This is a genomic window from Streptomyces sp. NBC_01506 (assembly GCF_045040295.1).
Lineage (GTDB): Bacteria > Actinomycetota > Actinomycetes > Streptomycetales > Streptomycetaceae > Streptomyces.
On the sequence record NZ_CP109422.1, the window covers coordinates 6,312,636 to 6,331,309 of the forward strand.

An 18,674-nucleotide genomic window follows, 5' to 3' on the forward strand; every position below is an offset into this window, starting at 1 on the left:
TCAGACTGAGCCCGCCCGGCCAACGGTCCCCAGGCCGCACGAGCTACGCACCGGTGGGGGCCGGGAGGGACGTCGCTCCCGATTCGTAGAGCGCGTGGGCCGCCCGCATCACCAGTGCGTCCGCGTGGCGCGCGCCGATCAGTTGGAGGCCGATCGGCAGCCCGTCCTCGTCCACCCCGCACGGCACCGTCGCCGCGGGCTGCTGAGTGAGGTTGAAGGGGTACGTGAACGGGGTCCAGCCCGTCCAGCGGCGGTGCCCCGAGCCCTTCGGCGTCTCGACACCCGCCTCGAACGCGGTGATCGGCAGCGTGGGCGTCACCAGCAGGTCGTACGTCTCGTGGAACCGGCCGAGCCGCCGCCCCAGCTCCATCCGCGCGTCCACGGCCGCCAGATAGTCCAGCGCGCTCGCCCGCGACCCCTCCGCCACGATCTCCCTCAGCCCCGGATCGAGCAGCGCGCGCTGCTCATCGCCGAGCGACTGCGTCACCCGCGCCGCGCCCGTGAACCACAGCGTGTGGAACGCCTCCACCGGGTCCGAGATGTCCGGGTCGGCCTCCTCGATGTAGGCGCCCAGCTCGACGAGCCGCCCCACCCCGCGCCGTACGGCCGCCGCCACGGTGGGCCGCACGGCCACCTGGCCGCCGAACGACGGCGAGTACGCGATCCGCAGCCCCGCGACCCCCTGCGACAGGGCGGCGCCGACACCCGACGCCGGGGCGAGCTGCGACCAGTCGCGCCAGTCCGCGCCGCTGATGACATCGAGCAGCAGCGCGGCGTCGGCCGCGTCGCGCGCCATGGGACCGGCGTGCGCCAGCGTGCCGAAGGGGCTGGACGGAAAGAGCGGGATACGGCCGTAGGTGGGTTTGAGCCCGAAGATCCCGCAGAAGGACGCGGGGATCCGCACCGAGCCGCCGCCGTCGGTGCCGATCGACAGCGGACCCGCGCCGAGGGCGACCGCCGCCGCGCTGCCGCCGCTCGACCCGCCGGCCGTACGGGACAGGTCGTACGGATTACGGGTCACCCCGCTCAGCGGCGAGTCCGTCACGCCCTTCCAGCCGAACTCCGGCGTCGTCGTCTTGCCGAGGAGGACCGCGCCGTGCTCGCGCAGCCGCGCCACCGCCGGGGCGTCGTCCGGCCAGGGGCCCGCCGGGTCGACCGTCCGCGAACCGCGCAGGGTCGGCCCGCCCCGCATCAGGAACATGTCCTTCACGGAGACCGGGACCCCGTCCAGCAGCCCCTTCGGCTCCTTCCGCCGCCACCGGACGGTGGCCGCCTCCGCGGCGGCCAGCGCCTCGTCGGCGTCGACCCGCACGAAGGCGTTGACGAGCGGTTCGACCGCCTCGATCCGTTCCAGCGCGGCGCGCACCGCGTCGACCGGCGAGAAGTCGGCCTTCTCGTAGCCGGCCATCAACTGTCGGGCGGTGAGATCGGTGAGGAACATGGAGTCAGTCATGCATGGGGACGTACCCACGTTTCTTGTCCACCACGTTAGGCAGGGGCTCTCCGGACGACCAGATGTCGTAAAGCCCGACGAACTGCTCACCCAGCCGGTCCCGCCAGCCGACCGTGTCACCGCTCATATGGGGCGACACGATCAGGCCCGGCACGTCCCACAGTCTGCTCTGCGGATCGAGCGGTTCCGCCTCGAAGACGTCGAGGGCGGCGCCCGCGATCCAGCGCTTGGACACGGCGTCCACCAGCGCGCTCTCGTCCACGAGCTGTCCGCGCCCCACATTGATGAAGCGCGCCGACGGCTGCATCAGACCGAACAGACGCGCGTCGAACATGCCGCGTGTGTCGTCCGTGAGCGGCGCCGCGCAGATCACCCAGTCGGAGCGGGTCAGCAGCCGGTCCAACTGATCGGCGCCGTGGATTCCCGGGCGCGCGGTACGGCCGGTGATCGCCACCGTCACCCCCAGCGCCCTGAGGGTGACGGCGATCGCCCGGCCGATCGGACCCGCCCCGACGACGGTCGCGCGGCTGCCGGTGACCCGTAGTCCCTCGCGATGGCGCCAGCGCCGCTGACGCTGGAGTTCAAGAGTTCCCGGCAGATCCTTGGCCATGGCAAGTACTAGACTTGCCACATATTCGGCAATGGGCTCCTCAAAGATGCCGCGGGCGTTTGTGACGACGGTCTCGGAGTTGATCAGTTCGGGACACAGCAGCCGGTCGACGCCCGCGCTCGCCGTATGCACCCAGCCCGGCCGCGGGCCGTCGCCCGGCCAGGCCGACCGGACCGCGTCGGAAGTGAAGTCCCACACCAACAGGACGTCTGCCAGGGGGAGTTGGGCGGCGAGCGAGGACTCGTCGGCGTACCGGACGTGTGCCCGACCGGTCAGCCGGCCGAGGCGCGGCGGGGGGTCGGCACCCAGGACGAGCAGGGTCGGTACGGCCATCGGGAGAGCCCTTCCGATCGGGGCGGGGATTTCCCCCAGGAAAATTCGGTGCAACGTCTTTCCTGTGACGATTGACCACGCTCGCATTGTGCTCCTACCGTCGTCAATAACAGCCAAGGGGGCCGTGCGATGGATGTCTCCTTTCTGGGCGGGCCACAACCGCAGCGTGGTGTCGGTGTGGTCGCCCCATTTGATTTCGCTCTCGACCGTGAACTCTGGCGTTGGATGCCTGACGAGATCTCGCTACGCCTGACGAGGACCCCTTATGTCCCCGTCGAGGTGTCGCTGGACCTTGCCAGGCTCGTGAGTGAGCACGAGACCCTCGGAGAGGCGGTGCGGGCCCTTGGCGCGACCGAACCGGAAGTGATCGCGTACGCCTGCACCTCGGGCAGCTTCGTCGGCGGTGTCGGCGGCGAACGGGCCATGTGCGAGGCGATGAACACGGCGGGCGAGGTCCCCTCGCTCACCACCTCGGGCGCGCTGCTGGAAGCGCTCGAGGAGCTGGGCGCGAAGCGGATCGCGCTGGTCACCCCGTATACGGAGTCGGTCACCCAGTCGCTGGAGGAGTATCTGGCCGAGGCCGGGGTAACGGTCACGGGTCGCGCCTTCCTGGGGCTGACCCGGCACATCTGGAAGGTGCCGTACCGGTCGGTGGTGGACATGGCGCGGCAGGCCGTCGTCGGCGCGGCCGACGCGCTGTTCATCAGTTGCACGAATCTGCCGACGTACGACGCGATCCCGCAGTTGGAGGCGGAGCTGAGGATGCCGGTGCTGTCGGCGAACCAGGTCACGATGTGGGCGGCCCTGCGCAGAATCGGCGCCCACGCGGTCGGTCCCTACCAGGGCCTGCTCCTCGACCCGCCTCCGGTGCGCCACGTGCCTAGGCTGGAGGTGAGGGGAGAAATCCCCGAGCTGCATGAGATGCCGGAGATCCACCAGATCCCCGAGATCCACCAGATCCCCGAGATATCCGGGATCGGTGACATCCCCGGCATCGCGGAGCTGGGGCGGATGGAACCGGTCCAGCACATGCAGGACGTTCAGCCGGTCCAGCCCGGCGAGTGGGCGCAGCCCGCCCAGCCGGACGCTCCGACCGAGGAACAGGAAGGGTGGACATGACGACCGTCGGACTTCTCTACCCCGGCCACTCCGCCGAGGACGACTACCCCCGTCTGGAGATGCTTTTCGACAGCGACATCAGACTGCCCCTCGTCCACACCGACATCGGCGAGGACGCCCACCGGGTCGACGCGCTCCTGGAAATGGGCTCGGCGCGACGGCTGGCGGAGGGCGTGGAGGAGCTGCGGATGGCGGGCGCCGAGTCCGTGGTCTGGGCGTGCACCAGCGGCAGCTTCGTGTACGGCTGGGACGGCGCCCACGAACAGGCACGCCAACTGGCGGTGGAGGCGGGGCTGCCGGCCTCCAGCACGTCCTTCGCCTTCGCGCACGCCGTCCAGGCGCTGGGCGCGCGGCGGGTCGCGGTGGCCGCGACGTATCCGGAGGATGTCGCGGGTTACTTCACCGCCTTCTTGAAGGCGGCGGGCATCGAGGTGGTCTCCACACGCGGCAGCGGCATCATCACGGCGGCCGAGGTCGGCACCTGGGGCCGCGACGAGGTGTTCGCCCTGGCACGCGAGGGCGACCACCCGGACGCGGAGGTGGTCCTCCTCCCGGACACGGCGCTGCACACGGCGGCGTATCTCCCGGAGCTGGAGCAGACCCTGGGCAAACCGGTCCTCACCGCGAACCAGGTGACGGTGTGGGAGGGCCTGCGTCTGCTGGAGCGGCACGCGTGGGCGCCGAAGCTGGGGACGCTGTTCGCGAGCCGGGAGTAGCTGGAGCAGGGCGGGAACGAGCCGGGTAACGGAGTCCGGGAATAAAACGGAGCCCTCCTCCTGTTGCCCTGGGTCGTAACCGAACTCCCCGCTCAGAAGGGCCCGCACCGGTGGTTGACGCAATTCGAGGTACGGCTCCGGGCAGCGCGCCCGTGCCGCTGTCCGTGCTTGACCTGGTCACCGTCGGCAGCGGCGGCACCGCCGCCGAGTCGCTGCGGACCAGCGTCGAGATCGCCAAGCTCGGCGAGCGCAGGGGCTACCACCGGCACTGGGTCGCCGAGCACCACTCGATGCCCGGTGTCGCCTCCTCGTCGCCCGCCGTGATCCTGGCCCATCTCGCCGCCCACACCGAGCGCATCCGGCTCGGTTCGGGCGGCGTCATGCTGCCCAACCACGCGCCGCTCGTCATCGCCGAGCAGTTCGGCACCCTGGAGGCCCTGGCCCCCGGGCGCGTCGACCTCGGGCTCGGCCGGGCGCCCGGCACCGACGGGGCCACGGCCGCCGCCCTGCGCCGTACCGACCGGCTGAACGAGGGCGCCGACGACTTCCCCCAGCAGCTCGCCGAGCTGACCCGCTTCCTGGACGACGACTTCCCGGACGGGCACCCGTACGCGCGCATTCACGCCGTCCCCGGACCCGTCCAGGGCCCCGCCGCCCGGCCGCCCATCTGGCTCCTGGGCTCCTCCGGGTTCAGCGCCCAGCTCGCCGCCAGGCTCGGGCTGCCGTTCGCCTTCGCGCACCACTTCTCGGCGCAGAACACGATCCCCGCGCTGGACCTGTACCGCGAGTCCTTCCGGCCGTCGGCCGTGCTCGACGCCCCGTACGCGGTGATCGGCGTCGCCGCCCTCGCCGCCGAGGACGAGAAAGAGGCCCACCGCCAGGTCCTGACCGGCGCGCTGTCGATGCTGCGGCTGCGCACCGGGCGCCCCGGGCTCGTCCCGACGCCGCAGGAGGCGCAGGCGTACAGCTTCAGCCCGCAGGAGCGCGACTTCGTGAACGGCTGGCTGACGAACATCGTGTACGGCACCCCGGACGCCGTCCGCGCGGGTCTTGACGACCTCCAGAAGCGCACCGGCGCCGACGAGTTGATGCTCACCGCCAACGCCCACGGCGGCGACGCGCGGCTGCGCAGCTACGACCTGATCGCCGACGCCTACGGGCTGCCCGGCTGACCTCCGTGGTGACCGGGTCCCGGGGGCCGGGGTCAGACCTTCAGCGGGCTGACCCCGATCATCTCCGCGATCCGCTCCGGCGCCACCGCCCGCGAGTACAGCCACCCCTGCCCGGTGTCGCAGCCGATCCGGCGCAGCCGCGCCGCCTGGCCCGCCGTCTCCACGCACTCCGCCGTGACGGTGAGGCCCAGCCGGTGCGCGAGATGGACCAGCGTCTCGACAATCGTCTCGTCCGCCGGGTTGGGGTGGACGCCCTCGTCGTAACGGAAGCCCCGGACGAAGGAACCGTCCAGCTTCAGTACGGAGACGGGCAGCCGGCTCAGATACGCCAGGTTCGAGTAGCCGGTGCCGAAGTCGTCGATGGCGATCCGCACGCCCATGTCGCTCAGTGCCTGGAGCGCCTGGAGCGGCCGGCCCGCCGAGCCCATCACGGCGGACTCCGTCAGCTCCAGTTGCAGCAGCCGCGGCGCGAGCCCCGTCTCGGCGAGGATCGCGGCGACGTCGGCCACCAGGTCGGAGTCCCAGACCTGCCGTACGGCGACGTTGACGCTCACGAACAGCGGCCGGTCCGCCGGGTGGTCGCGCTGCCACCGACGGGCCTGGAGACAGGCCGTACGCAGCACCCAGCGGCCGAGCTGCACGATCGAGCCGTCCTCCTCGGCGATGCCGATGAAGCGGTTCGGGGCGAGGATGCCGAACTGCGGGTGATTCCAGCGCACCAGCGCCTCCACACCCCGTACGACTCCGTCGGCCATCCCCACCAGCGGCTGGTACTGGAGCACGAACTCCTCGCGCTCGACGGCCGGGCGCAGCGTGGACGACAGCGCCTGGCGGGTCATCCGGTGCGCGTTGCGCTCGGGGTCGAAGAGGGTCCAGCGGGCCTTGCCGTCCGCCTTCGCCCAGTACAGCGTCGTGTCGGCGACCTGCATCAGACCGGTTGGGGTGGTGCCATCGGCGGCCCGTTCCACGACGCCGATGGACGCCGAGACCGAGAGCCGCTGCCCGGCGAGGTCGAACGGGAGCTGGAGCGCGGCGAGTACGGCGCGGGCGAGATCGGCGAGCTGTTCCGTACCGGCCGAGTCCTCGACCAGGATCGCGAACTCGTCGCCGCCGAGGCGGGCGACGAGATGGCTGCCGCCCCGGCTGTGGCCGTCGTTGTCGGCGCACTCGGTGAGCCGGCCCGCGACGGCGGCGAGCAGCCGGTCGCCGACGCGGTGCCCGAGCGTGTCGTTGACGGCCTTGAAGCCGTCGAGGTCCAGATAGCAGAGGCCGATCCGCCCTGTTCTGCCATGGTCGTACGACGATTCGAGCGCGGTCGACAGGCGCTCGAAGAACAGCGTGCGGTTGGGCAGCCGGGTCACCGGGTCGTGCATCTGGAGATGGCGGAGCCTGGCCTGGAGTTCGCGCCGCTCGCTGATGTCCGTGAGGGAGAGCAGGACGCTGCCGCCGTCCGGCAGGGGCGCGACGGTGACCTCCGCCCACAGGGCGCGGCCGTCGGGGTGCTTGAGGCGGCGGGTGCAGCGGAAGCGGGCGCGCCGGCCGCGCAGCACTTCCTGGTACGCGTGCCAGGTCCGGTCGTCGGAGGCGAGGTCGACCAGGTCGGCGGCGGCCCGGTCGTTCAGCGAGTCGCGCTCGGTGCCGACCAGCTCGGCGAGGGCGTCGTTGGCGGTGACGACGGTGCCGCGCCGGTCCACGACGGCCATGGGGAGCCGGGCCGCGTTGAAGGCCGCCCGGTAGTCGCGGTGCTCCTGGTGGGTGGGGAGCGTCAGATGGTCGCGCGCCTCGGGGGCCGGGCCGGCGGGCTCGGGGTGCGTGGCTTCGGGGTGCGTGGGCTCGGGGCGTGCTGCCTCGGGGCGCGCGGCTTCGGGGGGCGTGGCTTCGGGGCGCGCGGGGGCACGCCGTTCGCCGCGCGCGTGGCACCGGTCGTCCTGTATGGCCAGAGCGTGACACTCGGTGACTGACGGCGTGGCGGAGTGGGGCGCCGCGACTGCCGCACGCTGGGGCCTTTCGGAGGTTCCGCTCACGGCTCGCTCCCGCAGTGCAGTGGTGTCGTACAGGGGTGTGATTCGCGATGTTCGGCGCAGGAAAGTGTGGAAAGTGTGCCGATCATAGAGGCAGGCCGGTCGGCCGTTCCAGCTCCCCCGTGGTGAACCCGGGTGCGTGATGTCGACGCCGGTCGGCGGGCGATCGTTTCTGCGCGTCTGTGGCGCGACCTGTCTTCGCCCTGATCGATTGTGACTTTCCGTGATCCGTCGGGGGTGTCGTTCCGCTCACCCAACTGGGCCAGCGGAACAGGGCGTAAAGGAGCGAAAAGACACAAGGTGGGTGAGCTGTCCCGCATTCCGCAGCCGGAGGTCCACGTGGAGCGTCGCCTGACACCCGGGGGAGTGGACCGGCCGCGCCTGCGCAGCGCGGCCGCGGCCTTCACCTCCCTCGTCGCGGTGGCCGCCACCTCTCTGGTGGCCGGCCCCGCCGTGGCGGCATCCGCCGGGCCGTGCGCCCTGCCGCGTACCCCCGCACACCACTCGCTCGGCCTCGACACCTGGAACGCCTCCTACCCGCGCCCGGCCAGGACCCTCGACGCGGTCATGGTCTTCCTGTCCTTCCCGGACGCGGCGCCGAAGCTGGAGCCCGCCGAGCTGGTGGCCGACCACTTCCCGGCGACCAGCAGATTCTTCGAGCGGGCCTCTTACGGCAAATTCGTGCTGCGCCCGCATCCCCGGCTCCAGTGGATCAAGATGCCCCGCGCGTCCTCCGACTACGCCATACAGCGCGACTGGGAGCCGGCGATGCGCACGGCGTATCTGCGCGACGCGCTGGCGGCCGCCGATCCGGTGATCGACTTCTCGCGGTACGACGTCGTCTACCTGGTCGCCGATCCGGACGCGCCCGGCGTGGATTCCGACGCGACGAAAGTGGTCAACTTCGATCACCCGCTGAGCGCGGACGGCACTGACATCAAGCGTGTCGTGACCGTCTTCGAACGGCACCCGCCGGACCGCAATGTGCTGGCCCACGAGACCGGGCATGTCTTCGACCTGCCCGACCTCTACCACCGGCCGACCGACGGCAGGGGCGACTGGGACACCCATGTCGGCGACTGGGATGTGATGGGCAGTCAGTTCGGCCTGGCGCCGGACCTGTTCGGCTGGCACAAATGGAAACTGGGCTGGCTCGGCGGACGGCAGGTGAGCTGTGTGAAGCCCACCGGCAGCAGCATGCTCACCCTGGAACCGCTGGACGCCGCGCCCCCGGTCGGCGCGAGCGCCGGGACCCGGCTCGCGGTCGTCAGGACCAGCGAGCACTCGGCCCTGGCGATCGAGGCACGCGGCTCGACCGGGAACGACGCCACCACCTGTACCGAGGGCGTGCTGATCTACCGGGTGCGGGGCGAGACGGAGTCGGGCGAGGGCCCCATCGAGGTGGTGGACGCGCATCCGGACAGCGAGGCGTGCTGGGACCAGTCGGTCTATCCGCCGCTGGCGGACGCGCCGATGGAGGTCGGGGAGACGTTCACGGTGCCGGGGGAGGGCACGAAGGTGGAGGTGGCCGACCGTACGCGGACGGGAGCCTGGACGGTCAAGGTGACGACGAGGATGCGGGCGGGGGCATGACGGGGGGCGAGGGGCGAGGGGGCGTGAGGGGCGTGAGGGGCGTGAACACAGGAAAGCCCCTCGCTCTCGCGAGGGGCTTTCCCTGTCTGTGCGCCGCCAGGGACTCGAACCCCGGACCCGCTGATTAAGAGTCAGCTGCTCTAACCAACTGAGCTAGCGGCGCCTGCTGACGTCGTAGACCTTAGCACCAGGATCGGTGCGAAGAAAAATCGATATGACAGGCCCCGGAGCGGGCCCTCGAAGGGGCTGGTGCGCTGCTCAGGGGCGCGAACCCGGCAGTCCGGCCACCGTGCCCGCCGGGGGCCGGGCGGCCACTGTCCGCAGGGCGGCACGGCCCGCCCGTACGCACGCCCACAGCAGGACCTCGGGACCCGGCAGCCATGGATGGCGGGTGTCGGGGGCCACCACCCAGCGCGGCGCCGGGGCGGCGGCGGGGACCAGCGAGGGGACGGTCACCGCGTCGCCGGAACCGTGGCAGAGCAGCGGCGGAACGGCCGGCGCCGCGCCCTCCGGAGCCGAGCGGCCCCACTCCTCCCAGGACAGCAGCGACGGCAGCCGCTGGGCCGTGCCGGGGGCCGCGAACAGCATCGTGCGCCCCCGGTGCGTGGCGACGGGCCCGGAGCCCGGCCCCTCGGACCACAGCCGGTCGAGCATGCGTCTGCCGAAGATCGCGGGCACGTTCACGACGTCGAAGACGGTGCCGCAGGGCAGCACGCCGGGGGCCGTGGGTCTGGCCTCCCAGAGGGAGAGCGTGGAGCGGGGATACGGCCCCGCGGAGGCGAGCCATCCGGCGCCGGCGGCGGTGACCTGCGCGGTGTGGTGGCGGCTCTCCTCACGGAGGTAGGTGAAGATGTCGGTCCGGCGCTCGTCGTCGCAGGCACCCGGGCTCAGGGGTGATTCATCTCGCAGCCATGCGCTCATGGCAACTACATCTACCTGGAGTAACCGCTCCGTTCCGGGGAGTTGGCGGAAACCGGGACAGGGTGGTGCGGGTAGGCGTAACCTGCGGCCCGGCATATGCCAGACGGGCGGGCTCCCGGCCCGTCCGCTCCCGGCACACGGGGGCGAGGCGGTGTTCCACTCCACGCGGGAGCGGGGGCCGGTGATCACTCTCCCGGCGTGCGCCCGTTTCGCAGCAGATCGCGCCCGAACTCCACCATCTTCTTGGCGTAGTCCTCGGTCCACCGGGCCCGTTCGGCGATGTCCGCGGGCGTCAGCCGGTCGAACCGGCGCGGATCGGCGAGCTGCGCGGCGGCGACGGCCTGGAACTCCACGGCCCGGTCCGTCGCCGCCCGGAAGGCGAGCGTCAGCTCGGTGGCCCGGTCCAGCAGCGCGCCCGGGTCGTCGATCGACTCCAGGTCGAAGAAGTGCTCCGGATCGGCGGCCGCCTCGGAGGGCTCGAACAGCAGCGGGGCGGGCCGCAGCCGTCGCTGACTCGACTCGGATTCCGCCATGTGGTCCTCCTGCTGCTCCTGGTGTGGGCGTCCGTGAAGTCGTACGTGAAGTCGTCCGTGAGGTCGTACGTGCCGTTTCGGCCACCGTCCATTGTCCCGCCCCGCGCAAGTGGGCGTCCCAGGGCTGCCAGGTGACGCGGTGTTCCGACAGATACGAGAGCACGGCGTGGTTCGCCTCCCGGCCGTCCCGGGCTGTATCCGTTGGCCGCCTCCGGCGGCATGCCGGACTCCGTCCGGCGTGCGGTGTCCGGGGGCCGGCCTCGTCGTCGCCGTCCCGGGCTCACGGTTGCCAGGTGACCCGGTGTTCCGAGAGGTGGGACAGCACCGCGTGGTTCGCCTCCCAGCCGTCCGGGAACTTGATCGTCACTCCCAGTTGAACCGGCTCCGTGGACGGATGCTCGTCGAGCAGTTCCGGGACGCCCGCGCGGCAGACCACGATGCAGGCGTGCCGGTGCCGGGAGGTGAGCACGCACAGGCGGCCCGTCTCCAGATGGAACGCCGTCGCGTCCGGGCGGCCCGAGAGCGGGTGCAGGACGACCGTGACGTCGAACTCACGGCCCTGGAGCCGGTTCGCCGTGTCCACGGCCACCCCCGACACCCCCAGCTCGGCGAGCGTCGCGCGGATCGCCGCCGCCTGGTCGCGGTGGGCCGTGCCGACCGCCACCCGGTCGGCCGTCAGCGGCGCCGCGTCCGGGCCGCGCTCGCCCACCGTCGCGCCGCCCCGGTCCAGCAGCCTGCGGACGACCAGGGCCACCGCCCGTACCGCCTCGGGGTCCGTACGGGGCGTACGCCGCGCGGGCAGCTCCAGCAGGCCCCAGCCGGACGCCGCCGCCTCGTCCACCACCCGGTCCGGGCCCGAGCCGTCCGAGGGGACGGCGAAGCTCAGGCGCCGGTCCGCCGGGCCCGTACCGCTGCGGAAGGGTGTGTACGGGTAGAACGCGTCCGACACCAGCGGCGCGGCCGACGCGGGCAGCCGCCACGACACCGGCAGCCGGTGCTGCGGCAGTTCGGGATTGTGCGCCAGCAGCGTGGCGACCGCGCTCGCGGACGGGTCGTAGGACAGCCCCGCCCACTGGTCGGCGCCGACCACGCTGAACGGGTCCAACTGGCCCGGGTCGCCCACGAACAGCGCCCGTTCGAAAAGCCCGGCGACGGCCAGCAGGGCGTCCGAACGCATCTGGTACGCCTCGTCCACGATCGCGTGCCGCCACGGCTCGACGCCCTGCACATGCGCCCACTTGGCCGCCGTCGACACCACGACGTCGAGGCCCGCCAGATCGGCCGCCTTCGCCGACTTCCGTACAGAGGGCAGCTCGTTGAGCGAGGGGTCGTACGGATCCGGGTCGTTGCTGTGCAGCCGGCCGACCGGCAGGTCGGGGGCCTTGTCGGCGAGGCGCGTGACGAGATCGTCCACCTGGGCGTTGGTCTGCGCGACGACCATCAACGGCCGCCCCGCCGACGCCAGTTCGAGCGCGGCGCGCACCACCAGCGTCGACTTCCCGGCGCCCGGCGGCGAGTCGACCACCACGCCCCGGTACGCGCCGTACAGCGTGTCGTGCAGGATCGCGTCGGTCGCCCGCGCGGCCTCGGCGCCGGGGTCGAAACCGGCGCGATCCGATGCGACGGCGGCGGTCATAGGAAGTCCTCCTCGGTCACCGGGTCGGCGGGCGGCGGTGGCGGCGCGGGCGCGTCGTCGGCGGGCGTACGGGATTCAGGAAGATGTACGGCTCCGAGGACGGGACCGGGCCCGTCCGCGCCACCGGCACCGGTGACAGGAGCGGCCCCGGCTCCCGTAACGACCCCCTCCGCGTTCGGCGGCCCCCCGTGCGTCCACGGCGTCTCCTCCGTGGAAGGCAGCTTCGGACCGCCCCGCTGGTCGTGCTCGAACAGCGTCCAGGCGATCCGGTCGCCCTTGTGGGGAAGCGACCCCTCGGCCGGCTCCTTGTCACGGCCCATCCGGTCCGTCAGCCGCAGCACCAACAGGCCGTGCCCGTCCGGCTCCCAGCCCACGAACTCGGCCGACTGCGGCTTGCCGTCCAGCGAGCGGTACACCTTCGTACGCTCGCCGAGCTGTGGACGGTCCTCGCTGTACAGCGTGATCAGCGGGCGCGGGCTGGGGCGCTTGCTCTCGCTGTAGGCCATCACCACGTCCGTCACCTCGCCGATGAACGCCTCGCCCGACAGCCTGCGCCCGGCCAGCACCAGCGGGTCGTCCAGCGCCTCCTGCGCCTCCAACTGCGCCTGCGCCGTCTCCCGCGAGGCCAGCTTCTGCGCCGCCGTCACCGCGTCGTCGTGCCTAGGCTGCGGCGGCTCGCCGGACCGCACACGGTCGCGATGGCCGGTGAACGACCAGCGGTCGCGCGTCCAGCGGTCGGCGACGCGCGCCCCCTGCGGCAGCTCCCGCAGCAGATCGAGCCCCCGCCACACCGCGTCCCACGTCGGCCGCGCCTGGCTCTCCAGCAGCGCCCGGATCTCCCGCTCGGCCCTGGTCAGCCGGCCCAACTGCTCGTCCGCGCCCGGTCCGTCCTCGGCGGCGCCCAGCGACTGCCGCGCCCGGTCGTACTCGTCGATCGCCGGCGCCAGCAGCCTGTTGTCGAACGCCGGGTCCGTCGCCGGACCGGCGGGCGGGCAGCGCAACTGCCCACGGGCGTCCCGCGCGGTCTCGGCACGCAGCGCGGCGCCTGGCCCCGACTCGCCGTCCGGCGGGTCGATCCAGGCCAGCAGCGCCCCCAGATGCTGGTCCTCCAGGCTGGACTGCCCCGTCGCCCAGTGCCTGTTCAGCAGATCGGTCGCCGCCAGCAGCAGCGACGACCCGGGCACCCGCGCCCGCTCGCCGTAGTGCGTCAGCCAGCGGCCCAGCAGCGGCACGCGCGCGGGCGCCGGATACGGCGTGTCCGGGTCCTGCTCCGCCGTACGCCGGAACCGCATCGAACGCCCCAGCAGCCGTACGAAGTCCACCCCCGGCCGGTTCGGCACGATCAACTGCGGCGCGTCCACGCACAGATCGACCTCGACCTTGACGCGCTTACCCGTCTCCGGGTCGCTCTCGCTGCGCTCGGCGGGCTCCACGTCGTCCGCGTACGCGTCCAGATGAGGCAGCAGCACCTCCGCCAGATCGGCGAGGAACGCGAAGCGCAGATCGCGGTCGCGCGGCTGCGCCACGGTCAGCAGCCGGGGCGCGTCGCGGTCCGTACCGACGAGCGCGCCGAGCGGGGCGCCGGCCTCACCGGCGGTCGTGAGCGGGACGAACACGAGGGGGCGCGCCGACAGCCGCCGGTGGCACACGGTGGCCAGCGGCTGCGCGCGCCCGCTCTCCACCGCCTCGAGCCGGGCAAGGGTGCTGATCAGCGACATCCGGCGACCACGCCTTCCAGGACCGCGCCCTTGAGGACCGCGCCTTCCTCAAGAGGGCGGGACTTCAGCGCCTCCGCGCGCAGCGCGGCGGCCCGGCGCAGCGCCAGCACCGTCGGATCGTCGTCGTCGGCGGCCCCGGCCCCGGGCGCGCCCTCACCGCGCGCCGCCGCCAGGACGGCGCCGACCGTCGTCAGGCCGCCCAACTCGCCCCGTACACCCCGTCCCAGCGCCTCCACGGCCCCCGCCGAGCGGGCCCGGCCCCGGCAGTGGAAGGCCAGCTCGCACGCGGCCAGGCACTCCGGCGCGTACGCCGCCGTCACCGCGTCGACCGCCGCCGTCAGCTCGGTCGGCGTGCACCGCTCCAGGTCGAAGCTGGTGCCTTCGGGCAGGGTCGCCGCGATGTCCTCGATCCGGGTCAGCCGGGTCAGTTGCCGCCGGGTCACCGACCGCTGCTTGCGTACGTCCACGACCGAGGCGGTCGGCAGGTTGGAGAAGTCCCTGGGGCAGACCAGCAGCACCGAGTGGTCCACCCGGGCGCCGGACACCAGGTCGGCGACCCGCTCCAGCGCCAGCACGTACACGGCGGCCTGCCGTGCGGCGGCGCCTACCTTCGACGGGTCGGCGGAACTGTCGATCATCGGGAAGGACTTGATCTCCACGACCGTCCAACGGCCGTCCGGACACACCACCACGGCGTCCGGCTCCAGATAGGCGGGCGAGCCCGCCACCTCCAGCGCCAGCAGCGGGTGCACGAGCAGCGTCCACGCGGCGGACCCGGCGGCGGCTCCCGTCGCCTCGCGCAGCGCCAGCGCCGTACGCGCGGCGCGTCCCTGGGGGCCGGCCGCCGACAGGTCGGGGACACGCACCTCACCGGGCACCGGCGCGGGCGACCCCGCGCCCATGCGTTCGTGCAGGAGCCGCATCAACTCCGCACCGCCGTCGGCCTTGACGCGCGCCTCGAACGCGTTGCCGCGCATGAACGCGAACTGCGACTGCCCGAACGGCGCCGGGGAGCCGAGCGCCGCCGCGAGCGCCGTCTTGTCGACCCCCGCGCCGTCCAGCAGCGCGCGGCGTCCGCAGCCGGGGTTGGCGGCGAGCGCGGCCAGCGCGCGGGCGTCCAGCGGATGCGGCGCGACGTCCGGTCCGCGCAGCTCGGCGAGGAGCCGCCGGAGCGTCGTCGGTCGTGGCTCCGGTGCCGCCGGGGACGCCGGAGCTGCTGTTGGTGCGGGTGCGCTGCCCGGGGAATCGCTCACCCGCGGAAGTCTCGCATCCGTCACTGACATTCGGAGGTTTGACCGGGGACTTGGGCACTCAGGACTTGGCGGCCGAGGACTTCGCCGGGGCGTTCGCCGAGGCGTTCGCGACCGCGACGGACTCACGCCTCGGGCCGGGCACCGACGGTGATCCCGACCGCGCTTCCGATCCCAATCCCGATCCCGACCCGGATTCCGACCCAGATCCCGATCCCGATCCCGATTCCGATCCCGATTCCGATTCCGATCCCGGTCCCGCGTCGGGTGCGGGAAGCGGCAGCCGCGCGAGCCTGCCCACGAACGCGTACCGGTCGGCCGCGCGCACCCAGCCCCGGTCGGCGGCCCGCAGCGCGGGCCCCGTCAGCAGCGCGCCCGCCGCCATCACGGCGCCGCCGGCGACCGCGTCGAGGAAGTAGTGATTCGCCGTGCCCATCACCACGACCACGGTCAGCAGCGGATAGACGGCACCGACGGCCCGCAGCAGCGGCTTCCTGCCGTGCCGCCACAGCAGCACCCCGCACCACAGCGCCCAGCCGACATGCAGGCTCGGCATCGCCGCGTACTGGTTGGTCATCCCGCCGAGCCCGCGCGGTGCGCTCGCCTCGGCGCCCCACCAGCCGTACGAGCTGTACTGCGCCATCGTGTCGACGAACCCGTACGAGGCGTCGAGCAGCCGCGGCGGGCAGGTCGGGAGCAGGGTGAAGCCGATCAGACCGAGCAGTGTGGAGAGCATCAGCCAGGTGCGGGCGGCGCGGTAGTGCGCGGGGCGGCGGCGGAACAGCCAGATCAGCACGGCGGGTGTGACGACGTAATGCAGCGAGGCGTACGCGAAGTCGGCGGGTATCCCGAGGGCCGGGGTGCTGGTGAAGAGTCTGTTGAGCGGATGCTCGGCGTTCAGGAAGAACGCCTTTTCTATTCGCAGGATCGCCAGACCATGGTCCACGGCCGTCGACACATCGCCGCGCGCCAGCAGCCGGCCGGCCGAGTACGCCCCGTAAACCACCGCCAGCAGCAGTAGTTCGGCCCACCAGCGGGGCCGGTGGGCGGTGCGCGCATGGCCGATCTGCGGCATCCGGACGGTCTCCCTCAATGTATTTACGCGGCCTTCCGCCGACGTTCAACCGTACGGTGTAGGCGCTCACGCGGATGAGAGGGGTCCCCCTACGAACCCTCGTGCGTCGACGGAGCCCGCGCGGCATTACCGTCGGCTGCCCATGGGGACGCCGAGACCGTCCCGGCGGTTGCCCTGTGTTCAGGTACGCGATGATGGGACGGCACCTGTTGTGAACCTCAGGGAGAGTTTCCATGGCATCGCGCATCCTCCTCGCCCGGCACGGTCAGACGGCGTGGTCGCTGTCCGGCAGGCACACCGGCAGGACGGATGTCCCTCTGCTCGACGAGGGCAGGCGCGGCGCCAAGCTGCTGGGGGAGCGGCTGCACCGGCAGCCGTGGTCGGGTCTGCCCGACGCGGAGATCCGCACCAGCCCGCTGCTGCGCGCGAGCGACACCTGTGAACTCGCGGGGTTCGGCGGGCGGGCGCGGGCGTGGGACGCGCTGATGGAGTTCGACTACGGGGCGTACGAGGGCATGACCCCGGCCGAGATCCAGGCGGTGCGGCCGGGCTGGTTCATCTGGCGCGACGGTGTCCCCGAGGGTGAGAAGCTGGCCGAGGTCGCCGCGCGCGCCGACGAGGTAGTGGCGTGGGCGCGCTCGGCCGACCGTGACGTACTGGTCTTCGCGCACGGTCACATCCTGCGCGCGATCGGCGCGCGCTGGCTGGGCCAGGACGTGTCGTTCGCCTCCCGGATCCGGCTGGCGCCGACGTCGCTGTCGGTCCTGGACTGGGCGTACGGGGCGCCGGCGATCGACATCTGGAACGACACGGGGCACCTCGCGGGCTGAGGCCCGCGGGCCCGTCCGGCGCCCCGGTCGGAGCAGGCCCGTCACGCCCGCCGCGCCGTCGCCGCCGTCGACGCGTGGCGGGTCAGGAAGCCGCCCACCTCCGCCGTACGCCGCTTCGGCAGCAGCACCCGCACCATGCCCGCGAGTATGCCCTGGATGCGCGACGACTGGACCTCGTCCATCAGGTCCAGCACCTGGTGCCCCGCCGCCGCGGCCTCGTCGAGGAAGCCCGCCCGCGCCAGATCTGTGGCCAACTCCGCCCGGTAGAGCGCGAGATTGCGGGTGAAGTGCGGGTCCTGGAGGACCGTGGCCCGGTACGCGTGCCGGGCCGCCGCCGACCAGTCGCCCAGCGCCGCCCGGCACTGCGCCTCCAGCGCCTGGAGTTCGCTCTCGCCGAAGAACGACATCCACTCGGGGTCGTCGTCCGAGGGACCGCGCTCGAACAGGGTGTGCGCCTGCCCGAGCGACTGCTCGCAGCCCGTACGGTCCCCGAGCCCGGCCCAGCCGCCCGCCTCGCGCAGCGCGAGGAGCGACAGCAGCCGCGGCGAGGCGAGGTCCCGCGCCGCGTGCCGGCTGGCCTGCGCCGCGCGTACCGCCTCGCGGTGCCGGCCCGCGTCCCTCGCCAGGAACGAGGTGTTGCAGAACGCGTGCGCCTCGAGTCCCGCGTCACCGGCCACCCGCGCGGTCGCCAGCGCCTCCGCGTAGTGCGAGCGCGCGTCGTCGAACCGGCCCGAGTCGTGGGCCAGCCAGCCCACCGAGATCGCCAGTTCGCCCGCGCTCGCGTGCAGCCGGTCGGCCGTGGCGCTGCGGGTCGCGGTGCCCGCGTCGAGGAGCGCGTACGCCGTCCGCAGGGGCTGCGCCGCCCGCCGGTACAGGCCGTCGGCGCCGTGCCGGTCGTCCAGCAGCCGGATCCGGCGTACCGCCTCCTCCAGGGCGCTCACCTCGGCCTCGCCCACCTGCCGGGGGACGGGCGCGGCCGCGGCGGGCGCACCGCCGATGCCGCTGCCGATGCCTAGCGAGGCCACCGCCATCGACGCGGTGCTGTTCGTCATGAATGCGCGACGCCGCACGTCGCTCTCCTCGCTGATGTCACTGCCGTCGCCGCGCGCCGGGGTCCGGGCCGGGGTCGGGGCCGGGGTCCGGGCCGGGAGGGGGCCCGGGAGGGGGGCCGGCGCCGCACAGGCGCCGGCCGTGGCTCTGGACGCCCGGCCGCGCACACTCTCGCGTGCCGAGAAGCCCAGATCGGCCAGGGTGAGGCCGGGGAACATATGGAGGAAGACCCGTTCGTAGGCGTAGTTGGGACAGCGGATCTCACCGGCCTCCACCCGGCCGATGTACCGTGCGTCGCACGCGACTTGCTCACCGATCTCCCGCGCGGACCTGCGTACGGCCGCCGCGAACTCGCCCGGCGAGCGACGGCCGCGCAGTCGGCGGAAAGCGAGATTGGGAACTGCCCGGGTCGACGCCATGGCCGAGACCTCTCTTGGGACACCTTTGTCCTGCGTGCCGGTTCACCTTGCGGCCTGTACACCTCGTGGCCGGTTTACCGGTGTTCCGGCGGTCCGGCGTCCAAGAACGTACCTGTTGTGACGAGTTGCCTACAGGGAGTTTGGCTACAAACCGGATATCTCACCCACGATCTGCCATGAACTGCCACCCTTTGCGGCGGACTCCCGCCGTAGCTGTTGACGCCG

General features: G+C 72.7%; 14 protein-coding genes, 1 tRNA gene and 1 pseudogene. 5 read left to right on the forward strand and 11 right to left on the reverse strand.

Annotated elements, in window-relative coordinates; genetic code table 11:
- Positions 1-43 precede the first annotated feature (43 nt).
- Together OG329_RS28070 and OG329_RS28075 are read right to left on the reverse strand one after the other, a co-directional pair.
- Positions 44-1,453, reverse strand: coding sequence for an amidase (locus tag OG329_RS28070; protein WP_405799096.1), 1,410 nt, complete (start codon positions 1,451-1,453; stop codon positions 44-46).
- On the reverse strand, positions 1,446-2,396 hold the full coding sequence (locus OG329_RS28075; protein ID WP_405799097.1) for a D-2-hydroxyacid dehydrogenase: 951 nt from the start codon (positions 2,394-2,396) through the stop codon (positions 1,446-1,448). Before OG329_RS28075 ends, OG329_RS28070 begins: the two co-directional genes overlap by 8 nt.
- A gap of 129 nt (positions 2,397-2,525) precedes the next feature.
- Between OG329_RS28075 and OG329_RS28080 the strand changes: the two genes are divergently transcribed.
- From OG329_RS28080 to OG329_RS28090, 3 genes are all read left to right on the forward strand, one after another.
- Positions 2,526-3,515, forward strand: a complete 990-nt coding sequence (locus OG329_RS28080) for a decarboxylase (RefSeq protein WP_405799099.1) — start codon at positions 2,526-2,528, stop codon at positions 3,513-3,515.
- Positions 3,512-4,231: a decarboxylase gene (locus tag OG329_RS28085; protein WP_405799100.1), complete on the forward strand. Its 720-nt coding sequence runs from the start codon at positions 3,512-3,514 to the stop codon at positions 4,229-4,231. Before OG329_RS28080 ends, OG329_RS28085 begins: the two co-directional genes overlap by 4 nt.
- Positions 4,232-4,341: 110 nt before the next feature.
- Positions 4,342-5,403, forward strand: coding sequence for an LLM class flavin-dependent oxidoreductase (locus OG329_RS28090; RefSeq protein ID WP_405799102.1), 1,062 nt, complete (start codon positions 4,342-4,344; stop codon positions 5,401-5,403).
- 32 nt (positions 5,404-5,435) lie between these two features.
- Here OG329_RS28090 and OG329_RS28095 read toward each other — a convergent pair whose 3' ends face one another.
- Positions 5,436-7,172 (reverse strand): putative bifunctional diguanylate cyclase/phosphodiesterase, encoded by a 1,737-nt coding sequence (locus OG329_RS28095; protein WP_405802061.1) that lies wholly within the window; start codon positions 7,170-7,172, stop codon positions 5,436-5,438.
- A 561-nt stretch (positions 7,173-7,733) separates the two neighbouring features.
- On the opposite strand from OG329_RS28095, the gene OG329_RS28100 reads away from it, so the two are divergent.
- Entirely contained in the window at positions 7,734-9,017 is a 1,284-nt protein-coding gene (locus OG329_RS28100; RefSeq protein WP_405802063.1) for a M6 family metalloprotease domain-containing protein, read from the forward strand.
- A gap of 89 nt (positions 9,018-9,106) precedes the next feature.
- Here OG329_RS28100 and OG329_RS28105 read toward each other — a convergent pair.
- The 7 genes and pseudogenes from OG329_RS28105 to OG329_RS28135 form a co-directional block, all read right to left on the reverse strand.
- A tRNA-Lys gene (locus OG329_RS28105) sits at positions 9,107-9,180 on the reverse strand.
- Positions 9,171-9,938, reverse strand: a pseudogene (locus OG329_RS28110) (hypothetical protein). The gene OG329_RS28105 and the pseudogene OG329_RS28110 overlap by 10 nt, the downstream one beginning before the upstream one ends.
- A 185-nt stretch (positions 9,939-10,123) precedes the next feature.
- The gene (locus OG329_RS28115) at positions 10,124-10,471 is read right to left on the reverse strand and encodes a hypothetical protein (protein WP_405799103.1); all 348 of its coding nucleotides are present in this window, start codon (positions 10,469-10,471) and stop codon (positions 10,124-10,126) included.
- Between the two features lie 280 nt (positions 10,472-10,751).
- Positions 10,752-12,107 carry an AAA domain-containing protein gene (locus OG329_RS28120; protein WP_405799104.1) on the reverse strand — a complete coding sequence of 452 codons (1,356 nt, stop codon included), beginning with the start codon at positions 12,105-12,107 and terminating at the stop codon, positions 10,752-10,754.
- Positions 12,104-13,825 (reverse strand): hypothetical protein, encoded by a 1,722-nt coding sequence (locus OG329_RS28125; RefSeq protein WP_405799105.1) that lies wholly within the window; start codon positions 13,823-13,825, stop codon positions 12,104-12,106. The genes OG329_RS28120 and OG329_RS28125 overlap by 4 nt, the downstream gene beginning before the upstream one ends.
- A complete protein-coding gene (locus tag OG329_RS28130; protein WP_405799106.1) occupies positions 13,816-15,078 on the reverse strand; it encodes a hypothetical protein in 1,263 nt (420 codons plus the stop codon). Before OG329_RS28130 ends, OG329_RS28125 begins: the two co-directional genes overlap by 10 nt.
- Positions 15,079-15,136: 58 nt before the next feature.
- Complete coding sequence (locus OG329_RS28135; RefSeq protein ID WP_405799108.1) at positions 15,137-16,150, reverse strand: phosphatase PAP2 family protein; 1,014 nt, start codon at positions 16,148-16,150, stop codon at positions 15,137-15,139.
- A 233-nt stretch (positions 16,151-16,383) separates the two neighbouring features.
- Between OG329_RS28135 and OG329_RS28140 the strand changes: the two genes are divergently transcribed.
- A complete protein-coding gene (locus OG329_RS28140) occupies positions 16,384-16,980 on the forward strand; it encodes a histidine phosphatase family protein (protein WP_405799110.1) in 597 nt (198 codons plus the stop codon).
- A 41-nt stretch (positions 16,981-17,021) separates the two neighbouring features.
- On the opposite strand, the gene OG329_RS28145 is transcribed toward OG329_RS28140, so the two are convergent.
- On the reverse strand, positions 17,022-18,449 hold the full coding sequence (locus tag OG329_RS28145; protein WP_405799111.1) for a tetratricopeptide repeat protein: 1,428 nt from the start codon (positions 18,447-18,449) through the stop codon (positions 17,022-17,024).
- Between the last annotated feature and the right edge of the window lie 225 nt (positions 18,450-18,674).

Coding starts and splice junctions, on each gene's coding strand:
- OG329_RS28070 (WP_405799096.1), bottom strand. CDS start 1,453: ATGACTGACTCCATGTTCCTCACCGATCTCACCGCCCGACAGTTGATG.
- OG329_RS28075 (WP_405799097.1), bottom strand. CDS start 2,396: ATGGCCGTACCGACCCTGCTCGTCCTGGGTGCCGACCCCCCGCCGCGC.
- OG329_RS28080 (WP_405799099.1), top strand. CDS start 2,526: ATGGATGTCTCCTTTCTGGGCGGGCCACAACCGCAGCGTGGTGTCGGT.
- OG329_RS28085 (WP_405799100.1), top strand. CDS start 3,512: ATGACGACCGTCGGACTTCTCTACCCCGGCCACTCCGCCGAGGACGAC.
- OG329_RS28115 (WP_405799103.1), bottom strand. CDS start 10,471: ATGGCGGAATCCGAGTCGAGTCAGCGACGGCTGCGGCCCGCCCCGCTG.
- OG329_RS28120 (WP_405799104.1), bottom strand. CDS start 12,107: ATGACCGCCGCCGTCGCATCGGATCGCGCCGGTTTCGACCCCGGCGCC.
- OG329_RS28125 (WP_405799105.1), bottom strand. CDS start 13,825: ATGTCGCTGATCAGCACCCTTGCCCGGCTCGAGGCGGTGGAGAGCGGG.
- OG329_RS28135 (WP_405799108.1), bottom strand. CDS start 16,150: ATGCCGCAGATCGGCCATGCGCGCACCGCCCACCGGCCCCGCTGGTGG.
- OG329_RS28140 (WP_405799110.1), top strand. CDS start 16,384: ATGGCATCGCGCATCCTCCTCGCCCGGCACGGTCAGACGGCGTGGTCG.
- OG329_RS28145 (WP_405799111.1), bottom strand. CDS start 18,449: ATGGCGTCGACCCGGGCAGTTCCCAATCTCGCTTTCCGCCGACTGCGC.